Source organism: Natrarchaeobius versutus, from assembly GCF_041205745.1.
GTDB classification, from domain to species: Archaea; Halobacteriota; Halobacteria; order Halobacteriales; family Natrialbaceae; genus Natrarchaeobius; species Natrarchaeobius versutus.
Genome location: NZ_JBGFCC010000016.1, coordinates 1 through 9,875, shown reverse-complemented (window position 1 = coordinate 9,875; position 9,875 = coordinate 1). Strand labels below are relative to the sequence as shown.

The 9,875-nt window shown below is 62.4% G+C and carries 11 protein-coding genes and 1 tRNA gene; 9 read left to right on the top strand and 3 right to left on the bottom strand.

The window, feature by feature from the left end; genetic code table 11:
- Positions 1-8 precede the first annotated feature (8 nt).
- Both AB7C87_RS23840 and AB7C87_RS23835 read left to right on the top strand, forming a co-directional pair.
- A complete protein-coding gene (locus AB7C87_RS23840; RefSeq protein WP_369732036.1) occupies positions 9-365 on the top strand; it encodes a response regulator in 357 nt (118 codons plus the stop codon).
- Between the two features lie 107 nt (positions 366-472).
- The gene (locus AB7C87_RS23835; RefSeq protein ID WP_369732035.1) at positions 473-2,479 is read left to right on the top strand and encodes a PAS domain S-box protein; all 2,007 of its coding nucleotides are present in this window, start codon (positions 473-475) and stop codon (positions 2,477-2,479) included.
- 234 nt (positions 2,480-2,713) lie between these two features.
- Here the strand turns inward: AB7C87_RS23835 and AB7C87_RS23830 are convergent.
- The 3 genes from AB7C87_RS23830 to AB7C87_RS23820 form a co-directional block, all read right to left on the bottom strand.
- Positions 2,714-2,787, bottom strand: a tRNA-Lys gene (locus tag AB7C87_RS23830).
- 87 nt (positions 2,788-2,874) lie between these two features.
- Positions 2,875-3,564 (bottom strand): DUF7119 family protein, encoded by a 690-nt coding sequence (locus AB7C87_RS23825; protein WP_369732034.1) that lies wholly within the window; start codon positions 3,562-3,564, stop codon positions 2,875-2,877.
- A 35-nt stretch (positions 3,565-3,599) separates the two neighbouring features.
- Positions 3,600-3,752, bottom strand: a complete 153-nt coding sequence (locus AB7C87_RS23820; RefSeq protein ID WP_369732033.1) for a DUF8595 family protein — start codon at positions 3,750-3,752, stop codon at positions 3,600-3,602.
- Between the two features lie 467 nt (positions 3,753-4,219).
- Between AB7C87_RS23820 and AB7C87_RS23815 the strand changes: the two genes are divergently transcribed.
- The 7 genes from AB7C87_RS23815 to AB7C87_RS23785 all read left to right on the top strand — a co-directional run bounded on the left by AB7C87_RS23815 (position 4,220) and on the right by AB7C87_RS23785 (position 9,555).
- The gene (locus tag AB7C87_RS23815) at positions 4,220-4,501 is read left to right on the top strand and encodes a DUF6360 family protein (protein WP_369732032.1); all 282 of its coding nucleotides are present in this window, start codon (positions 4,220-4,222) and stop codon (positions 4,499-4,501) included.
- Positions 4,502-4,616: 115 nt separating this feature from the next.
- On the top strand, positions 4,617-5,111 hold the full coding sequence (locus AB7C87_RS23810) for a ferritin-like domain-containing protein (protein ID WP_369732030.1): 495 nt from the start codon (positions 4,617-4,619) through the stop codon (positions 5,109-5,111).
- A gap of 188 nt (positions 5,112-5,299) precedes the next feature.
- Positions 5,300-6,760 (top strand): sodium-dependent transporter, encoded by a 1,461-nt coding sequence (locus AB7C87_RS23805; protein WP_369732028.1) that lies wholly within the window; start codon positions 5,300-5,302, stop codon positions 6,758-6,760.
- Positions 6,760-7,077: a DUF8026 family protein gene (locus tag AB7C87_RS23800; protein ID WP_369732027.1), complete on the top strand. Its 318-nt coding sequence runs from the start codon at positions 6,760-6,762 to the stop codon at positions 7,075-7,077. The genes AB7C87_RS23805 and AB7C87_RS23800 overlap by 1 nt, the downstream gene beginning before the upstream one ends.
- 114 nt (positions 7,078-7,191) lie before the next feature.
- The gene (rimI, locus tag AB7C87_RS23795; RefSeq protein WP_369732026.1) at positions 7,192-7,668 is read left to right on the top strand and encodes a ribosomal protein S18-alanine N-acetyltransferase; all 477 of its coding nucleotides are present in this window, start codon (positions 7,192-7,194) and stop codon (positions 7,666-7,668) included.
- Positions 7,669-8,067: 399 nt separating this feature from the next.
- Complete coding sequence (locus tag AB7C87_RS23790) at positions 8,068-9,057, top strand: aldo/keto reductase (protein ID WP_369732025.1); 990 nt, start codon at positions 8,068-8,070, stop codon at positions 9,055-9,057.
- Positions 9,058-9,264: 207 nt separating this feature from the next.
- The gene (locus AB7C87_RS23785) at positions 9,265-9,555 is read left to right on the top strand and encodes a HalOD1 output domain-containing protein (RefSeq protein ID WP_369732024.1); all 291 of its coding nucleotides are present in this window, start codon (positions 9,265-9,267) and stop codon (positions 9,553-9,555) included.
- The last annotated feature ends 320 nt before the right edge of the window (positions 9,556-9,875 follow it).

The window sequence follows — 9,875 nt, the reverse complement described above, 5'->3', positions numbered from 1 at the left end:
CCCGTACCGTGACAAGCACACACCAGCGGACGATCGTAATCGTCGACGACGAGCCGCTGTACGCCGACGCACACACGCGAATGCTCGCCGATCGGTACGACGTGAAAACGGTCTACAGCGGAGAGGCGGCCCTCGATCTCGTCGACGACTCGGTCGACGCCCTTCTGGTCGATCGGCGGATGCCCTCCCTTTCGGGTGACGAACTGCTCGAGGTCCTCGCGAAGCGCGGATCGGCGTGTCGTACGATCGTGATCTCCGCTATCGACCCATCCGCGGACGCACTCGAGGTGGAGACCGACGGCTACCTCACCAAGCCCGTCTCGAAGCCCCAACTCACGGCCTGTCTCGAGCGGGTCCTCGAGTAGGAATTTCGCTCGTTCTCCCTCGGAGGCTCACGTTCAGCGTCTCCGTCGATCCGTAGCGACGACCGTCGGACCGAACGTATTTGACCTCGCTGTGCAATCGAACGGACGTGGCTCAAGAGTTTACCGCGATACACGCCATCTCTCTCGTGCTTATCGGCCTCTTGAACCTCGTTCTCGCCGTGCTCGTTCCGCGGACCCGACCGAAAACCGACGTCCTTCCGCTGGCGGTCTTTCTCTTTGGAATCGCACTGTGGACGATTCCGCAGGGGCTTCTCCTCGTCGAGACCGATCCAACGGTCGGGTTCGCACTCGCGAAGACCGTCGACTCCGGCGCGGTCGTCATGTCGACTGGACTGTTTCAGTTCGCGATGGCCTACGCCGGCCGCAAACTCCGGAAGCGCCAGTTGGCGATCATCTACGCCGTAACCGGCGCGTGGATCGTCCTGACCTGGACGAACCCCGCTCACTTCCTGATGCACGAACCGATGCAGTTCACCGAGGTTCTCTTGCCGGTCGAGGCCTACCAGAACCCGATCTACTGGCTGTACGTCCTCTACAACTGGGGACTTTCCGGCGCCGGAATCTACGTTTTCTTCCTCGAGTACCTCGACGCCAGGGGAAGTGGTGTCTACCACGCGCAAGCGAGATTAGTAGTCCTCGCACCGTTGATACCGGGAGCCACCAACGTCCTCGCTCACTACGGAGTGACCGAGATCAACTACTCCGTCTGGGGATTCGGCGCGACGGGCATCTTGATCGCGGTCGCCCTCTATCGCTACCGGTGGCTCGACCTCGTTCCCATCGCACGCGATAGCGTCATCGAGGGGATGCGCGACGGCTACCTCGTCGTCGACGACGAGCGACGGATCGTCGACCGAAACCCGGCGGCTCGAGCACTGCTCGGCGACGAGAAGATCGTCGGCCAGTCGGTCACCGACGTCCTTCCGGAGAGTCGGCGACTCCTGGCGGGAACCGCCCAGGAGCTGACGATCACCAGAGACGAAACGACCGTCGACGCAACCGTCTCCACCGTCCGCGACGAGCGAACCGAAGGCGTGGTCCTGATGCTCAGAGACGTTACCGACAGGCGCCAAGCCGAGAAACGGTTCCAGGCGCTCATCGAGAACGTCTCGGACGTCGTTACGGTCGTCGACGGGGACGGGACCGTCACGTACGCCAGCCCGTCGGTGCGGGCCGTCCTCGGCTACGACCCGTCCGACCTCATCGACGAATCGCTGTTCGATCTCGTTCACGCGGACGACCGCTCCGATGCGATCAATGAGTTCACAGGACTCATCACCCGCTCGGACACCGAAGCGCGATTCGTGTACCGCGTCCGTCACCGCGACGGCTCCTGGCTCGTCTTCGAAGGGATCGCCGTCGACTTGCTCGACAACGGCATCGTCGACGGGGTCGTCATCAACTCCCGCGACGTCACCGACCGCATCGCTCGCGAACGGGAACTCGAGCGGACCAACCAGCGTCTCGACGAGTTCGCGGGCGTGATCAGTCACGACCTGCGAACGCCACTCGGGATCGCACAAACCTACGCACAGTTCGCCGAACACTCCTCCAACGAGGAGGACTTCCAGGCGCTTCATACCGCACACGAGCGTATGGAGACGATGATCACAAATCTCCTGACGATGGCTCGGACCGGGACGACGCTCGAGGAGCCATCCCCGGTCACGATCCGATCCGTCGCCGAGGACGCCTGGAGTACGATCTGGGCTGACAACGCCACTCTCACGTGTAATCTCGAAGACGACTGGACGGTGCTCGGCGACCGCGATCAGTTGCTCCACGTCTTCGAGAACCTCTTTCGGAACGCCGTCGAGCACAACGACTCCTCGGTTTCGGTTCGAATCTCACACCTCGACGACGACCCCGACAGGGGATTCGTCGTCGAAGACGACGGGCGAGGGATCCCATCTGAACACCGTACTCTCGTCTTCGATCGCGGACACTCCACGACCCAGGACGGGACCGGGTTCGGACTCGCGATCGTCCGGGACGTCGTCGAAGCCCACGGGTGGCGTATCGACGTCCGCGATCGTCCCGACGGCGGCGCCCGATTCGAAATCAGACTGGATTCGCAGTCAGAGCTCGCGTGAGGCCGCCGGGTTGGATTTTCGCCACGACCTCATCGCACCTCGAGTCCGGCCGATCCTGCGATCTATCGCTCGCGGTTGTTCGTCGCAGCATTGGACCGTCGAGATGACGTGAGTGGGTTGGGCGCGATTGTGAACGACGCCCAGAAATGCTTGCTACGGTGTGCCTTTCTGGTTTACTTCAAATCGCGCCGGTTCCGATACTCGCCGCTCGCGGAGTTGCTCGCGACGAGAATACGGGCCGGGCGCGATTTGAACACGCGACCGTCTGGTTAAAAGCCAGACGCTCTGCCGGACTGAGCTACCGGCCCTGTACTCTGACGTATCGGTGAGTGGCGGTTAAACGTTTTCTTTCTCCCGCCGCGGAAGACCTTCCGGCTGTCTCGCTCGAGACGGGGTTATCCGTCCTCGAAGTACCTCTCGAGCGCCTCGGTGACGATCTCGCCGGGATCGACGTCGTCGACCGACGCCCGGCGTCGCAGATCGCGGTAGGTCGACGGTGAGAGGGTGAGTTCGAGTTGCCCCAGTCTGGCGTCGTATTCGGCCAGCGCCTCGTGGATCGGGTCGCCGTCGTTGATCGAACTCGCGACGCTTCGGACCTCCCGAACGGTGAGGTCGCCGTCGATCGCCGCCCACGCCAACAGGAGTCGCGCCTCGCCGCCGACGCGGGCGATGTGCTTTGCGGCAGTCGGTGCGATTTCGCCGAGCGCGACCTGTTTGCGGACCGATCGCGGGAGATCGTGTACCCGCGCCCATTTGCGGATGAACGAGACCGTCGCGTCGTCGCCGGCCCGCTCGGCCGCCGCCTTGTACGATCCCTCCCCGCGAACGAGTGCGGCACAGGCGGCCGCGCCGCGGAGCATGTAGAGGTGGTCGTCCTCACTCGCACCGCTTGCGAACTCCGCGACCGTCCTCGCGGCCTCCTCGAGACTGTCTGGATCGTCCGGATCGAACTGAACGGCCCTGCGGGCTCGCGTCCCGGTGACCGATTCGTCGCCCCGGATAACCGGTGCGCCGACCGGCGATTCGCGGTCCGTCGGAATCGATCGACCGTATTCGTCGCGGTCCCCGGGTCGATTGTCGGTCATGGCTCCCGATACGGGCCTGGCTGTCAAAAAAGTCGCTACCTGGATGCGTCGCGTTCCTCGCGCTTCTCGGCGAGATGCTCCCAGATCTCCGTACAGCCTGCCCCCTCTTCGACGTCCTCGAGATGGGCATCGTCACGCTCGTCGTCCTCCTCACTCGTCTTCGCTTTACACTCGGCCGAGTCGGTCATTGCCCCTCGTTTGCACTCTATTCGCTTAAGTATCGTCTCGGACGCAAGCCCTACCCGTGCTCTGTCTTATCGGATACTGATGCCGCTATCTCCGACGGCCAGCTCGGGACGAATCGGTTGCAGTCTTTCGATTGTGCTTCGACCCCGTGTCATACGACTGATCGACGAATTTCACGCGACTGACTGATCGACGCTCGCCGTCGGCGACCGTCTTCGACTTCACCCGCCACGAACTCGGTCGTCTGACGTGCTCCGTCTCTCGAGGGCTGTTTGCCGGCGGTCGCAAAAACAGCCGGTAGTTGACACGGTCACGACGACGGCGCCGAACGATCGCCCGATTGCGTCGACGTTCTTCGGAAGGTCGCTTCGAATACCCCGAATTCGCACTCGGCCGTCGGCACCGATGTCCGTTGCAGAATTCCCCCAACGGCCGACGGTATAAGTGGCCTCGCCTCGAGCGTTCGCGCATGTCCGATCGACTGATCTCGGTGACGGCGTACACGACGCTGGATTACGTCGAGGCCGTCGCGACGGGGGAGACGTTCGAGTGGGAGTCGGTAGCCGTCGTGAACGCGACCACGGATCGGGAGGATCCCGACTGCGTTCGACTGCAGTTCGAACTCGATAACGCGCGCGAGGAACACCTGCCAAAGCACATGAACGAACTCGAGTTGACGCCGGATCAGGCCCGGGAGTTGGCTGGCGACCTCGAACGGTACGCCGACCGGGTCGAAGAAGTCGTGGAGTAGTCGCCAGAGCGTAGGTCGGCTCGTGCGTACCGTTCGGCATGGGCTCGGCCGCCGGCTCGCCTGCCGTCGCAGGCTTTCGGCTTTTTCATACGGCCGCTGAACTCCGGTTCGGAGCATGAGCATCGACACCATTCACGACTTGTTCGAGCACGGACTCGAGGACATCTACCACGCCGAACACCGTCTGCTGGAGGTCCTGTCGGATCTCGAGGAGAACACGGAACGCGAGGAGATCGCGAGCGCGTTCGCCGAACACCGCGAGAAAACCGAGGGCCAGATCGACCGACTCGAGGAGGTCTTCGAGATGTTTGGCGAACCCCCGGAGAAAGAAGAGTGTGAGGCGGTCGAGGGGCTGATCGAGGAGTACGAGGAGTTCACCTCGATGGATCCCAACCAGGAGGTCATGGATTATCACAACATGGCCGCCGCGGAGAAGACCGAACACTACGAGATCGCCGCATACGGCAATCTCATCCCGCTTGCCGACCAGCTCGGCATGGACGAGGCGGCCGACCTCCTCGAGGAGAACCTTCGGGAAGAACAGGACGCCCTCGAGGAACTGAAGGAACTGACCGAGGGATTCGAGATCGACGCGATCCCGGCGGAGTAATCCCCGTTGCTCGCTGATCGGTGGCTCAGCGAGTGGCCACACGGCGATCGGCGGCCCACCGATCCACCATCTCCACGGTCTTTACCGGCCATTGCGAACGGTAACTTCTCGTTACTCGATGTGTGTAATGGTGGCATGTAGCAAACATATACGTTCCTGCGTGTGGTGGGTCGCAAAGTGATTCGACGATGGCAGACGTCCCAACCAAAACGGCTCGAGCCGAGTGGGGTACCCGCTTTGGCTTCCTGATGGCGATGATCGGCGCCATGGTCGGCGCTGGAAACATCTGGCGGTTCCCGTACGTGATGGGGAACAACGGGGGCGGTGCGTTCGTCCTCGCGTTTCTCGTTCTGTTGTTCCTGCTGGCCGTACCGGGGTTGATGGCCGAGGTCGCGCTGGGTCGCTTTACGAACAAGGGTGTCATCGGTGCGTTCCGCGACGTCGTCGGCCGCGGCGGGATGGTCGGATTGGGGATCGTCGTCATCCTCGTGAACATCGCGTTGATGTCGTACTACTCGCCGCTGATCGGCTGGACGCTTTACTACGCGGTCCACTCGCTCCTGTTTACGTTCACCGCGACCGGTTTCGAAGCCGAGGCGTTCATGAACGATTTCTTCGCGAACCCGGCACTGATGATCGCGCTCCACACGATCGTCATGGGGTCGATCGCGGCCGTCCTCGCGCTCGGCATCCGGCGAGGCGTCGAACGGATCGTCGTCTACGCGGTGCCGGCGCTCGTCATCGCCCTCGTGGTCATGACGATCCGCGGACTCACGCTCCCGGGTGCGAGCGAGGGGATCGCGTTCACTTTCGGCGTCCAGTGGGAATACCTACTGTTCAGCGACACCTGGATCGCCGCGCTCGGACAGGCGCTGTTCTCGACCGGGCTGGGCTGGGGAATCGCCCTCACCGTCGGGAGCTACCTCCGTGAGTACGACGACGTCCCGCTCGGCGGCGGCGTCTTTACCGCTATCGGCGAGTCGAGCATCGGCATCCTCGCCGCGCTGGCCATCTTCCCCGTCGTCTTCGCGGTCGGCGTCGAACCCGACGCCGGCGCGGGACTCGCGTTCGTCTCGCTCGTCCAGGTGTTCCCCGAAATTCCCCTCGGGGGGGTCGTCGCCGTCGTCTTCTTCGTCGGCTTCTTCCTCGCGACGTTCACCTCCGGCCTGCTTATCACCGAAGTGAGCGTCACGACCGTCAGCGAGGAGACTCGACTGAGTCGCACCCAGACGGTGCTCGCGATCTGTGGTGGTATCTGGTTGCTCGGTCTCCCGAGTGCGTACTCCGCCGACATCCTCGACTTCCTCGATTTCGTCTTTGGCAACTGGGGACTGCCGCTTGCAACCCTCGCCATCATCGGCGTCATCGGCTGGATCCTCGGTCCCGAGCGACTCCGCCTGCTCGCGGTCAACCGCAACGCCGGCATCTACGTCGGCAAGTGGTGGGACCCCGTCGTGAAGTTCGTCATCCCTGCCGTCATGCTGTTCATCATGGGCTACTTCGCCTGGGAGAACTTCGGCTCGCCCGAGATGATCGCCGGCATGCTCGTGATCGTCCTCTTCCCGATCATCGGCTACGCGATCATGTCCGTCATCGAGGGTCGACGCGGTGAATCGGAGCCCGCCGGGGTTACGGGAGGTGACGACTGATGGTTCTCACCCCCGGCGTTATCGGAATGCTCGTCTTTACCCTGGTCGCCTTCTGGGGGATCGCCATCTGGGCACTCGTGCGGACCCTCCGCCAGGAGGGCCGCAAGGTGGAGATCCTGGAACACCAGGATCGGATGGATACCTACTCCCCGCGGTCGTTGGCCGAACTCCGCGAGTGGCTCGAGGAAAATCCCGACGACCCGCTCGCCGACGATGCGCGAACGCAGTACAACGAGTGCGTCGAGGTCCTTCGCCAGACTGACAGACACTACTACGACTGGTCCGACGAACAGATCGACCGCCTCGAGACCGTCTAGTCCGGTTCTGTTTCCGGCGTTCGTGACGACAGTCTGCTCGATTCGCCGGCCATTGAGGTCGCCGTTTTCCGGTCGACGCGACCGCTTTTAGTACTGGAGATCCAACCTCATCGCGTGACGATTCGGGTCTCGGCTGGCGACGACGAGAACGTGTCGATCCGACCCGCAGAGCGTGCCGACCTCCTCGCGGTCACGCACATCGAGAACGCGTCGTTCACCCAGCCCTGGCCGTACGACGCTTTCGAGAGATTTCTCGACGAACCCGGATTTCTGATCGCCGAACACGAGGGCGACGTCGCCGGCTACGTCGTCGCCGACGTCTCGCGGAACTTCGGCCGCCGACTCGGCCACGTCAAGGATATCGCCGTCCATCCCGAACGGCGCGGAATCGGCGTCGGCTCCGCGTTGCTCACCCGCATTCTGGCCGTCCTCACCGCACAGGGCGCCCGCACGGTCAAACTCGAGGTCCGGCGGTCGAACGACGGGGCGAAACGCCTCTACCGGCGCTTTGGCTTCGAACCACTCCGACGCGTCCCCGGCTACTACGAGGACGGCGAGGACGCGCTCGTGATGATCCGCAAACTCGAGTGAGCATCCCTCTGCGGCCAGTACAAACCCGAGTGAAGCACTTCTTGTCGGCTATCGTAACAACTGATACGGTCTGCTGTCAGTCATTTCCGGTGCGACCACGACCCGTCCTGCGGTCGCACCGGTAAATCGTTACAGCAAACCGTATGAAACGATGTACACGCCGATCGCCGAGCTCACGGGTCGTTCCTCCCCGTTCGCATTCCCGCGGTTCTCGCTCACTTCGCTCGCTCCGAACCGCGCTCGCTCCGAACCGCACACACTCCAAACCGCGCTTTCCGTCTGGCGACCGGATGTGCATTGACTTTCAGTGGCGACTATCGTATCCGCTCCGGCAGTCGTCAAACCGGCGTCCACACCCGAACACCACCCTTTAGTATCCAGTTCTCGATTCAGTCTCCCATGGAGTACACGACACTCGGTGACACGGGAATGACCGTCAGTCGAATCTGCTTGGGCTGTATGAGTTTCGGCTCGAGCGACTGGCGTGAGTGGGTCTTAGACGAGGAGGAGAGTCGACCGATCATCGAGCGGGCGATCGACCTCGGGATCAACTTCTTCGACACGGCGAACGTCTACTCCTACGGGGAGTCCGAACGCGTCCTCGGCAACGTCCTCGCCGACTACGACCGCGACGAGCAGGTGGTGGCGACGAAGGTGTATCATCGGATGGACGAAGACGATCCCAACTCGAGCGGACTCTCGCGCAAGACGATCGACCAGGAACTCGAGGCGAGTCTCGATCGGCTGGGGATGGAGACGATCGACCTCTATCAGACCCACCGCTGGGACTACGACGCACCGATCGAAGAGACGCTTCGCGCGTTAGACGACGCCGTCCGCCGCGAGAACGTCCGGTACATCGGCACCTCCTCGCAGTGGGCCCACCAGTTCGCCAAGGCCCTCCACACGAGCGAGCGACTCGGCCTCGAGCGATTCGTCTCGATGCAAAACCACTACAACCTCGTCTACCGCGAGGAAGAACGCGAGATGCTCCCCTTGTGTGCCAAAGAAGGCGTCGGCGTCGTCCCCTGGAGCCCGCTCGCGCGGGGCTATCTCACCCGCCCCCACGACGAGTTCCTCGAGACGGTCCGTGGCGAGTACATGGACGATAGCTGGGTCGCAGACCGGATCGACACCTACCGCGCAAACGGCGGCGCGGAGATCAACGCCCGCGTCGAGGAACTCGCCGCGGAACACGGCGTCACGATGGCCCAGATCGGTCTCGCCTGGGTGCTTCACAAGGACGTCGTCGACGCCCCGATCGTCGGTACGACGAGTATCGAACACTTAGAAGACGCCGTCGAAGCCCTCGAGATCGACCTCTCGGATAGCGACCTCGAGTACCTCGAAGAGCCGTACGAACCGGTGCCGGTCAACGGTCACGACTGATCGGTGAGGGCCTCGAACGATCGGTGACGGTGTCGGGTGGTCGACCGCGAGCGAGTCACTGATCCGATCGAAAGACATTCATTCTGAACGCATCGGTTATACTAACGCCGATTACTGTCTGATCATAGGATAATGTCTGACGCTTGTCGTCCGTGCGTCAGCGAAGAAACACCGGTTTTTATATATGCGAATATGGCAGGAGCGAGCATGAACCGAGAACAGCCAGTCAGTCTCGCCGTCGTCGAAGCCATTGCGAAACGTGAGGGGATCCCACCGGAGGAGTTACAGCCGCCACTTCACGGCGCGATAGACACGGACGCGCTCGATTCGCTTTTCCACCCAGTCGACGCTGAACGGCTTCCGTCCGCCGTCGAGTTCACCTACAATGGATACACAGTCCACGTCGACGGATCGGGTGAGATCACACTCGAACCCGTATCCGACGACGAGAACACCCACGCGATCGGATCCCAGCCGAACGACGTCCCGTACTGCTAAGGGTACACCCGACGTCTCGTCCCGTCCTCGTCGGTCATCGCGTGGAACCGATCCGACTAGATCGACGGGTGCACTCGCCGCGTCGTTCTCGAGGCACTCGGTCCGACAGCCGTCGACGCCTTCGAAGATCCGCCTCGGTACTCGTCGCCTCGCTCCTGTTACTCGGAGGGTGTCATAGAATGCTTCTCGTGGGTTAATTTTCACTCCTCTCAGACGAAGAGAATGGCCACTACACGTGCGAACTGATAGGGATCAGCAGACTAGTTCATATCTTCTGGACGCGTAGAGAGTCTCATGACAACGTGGGGCAGCAAGTTGGA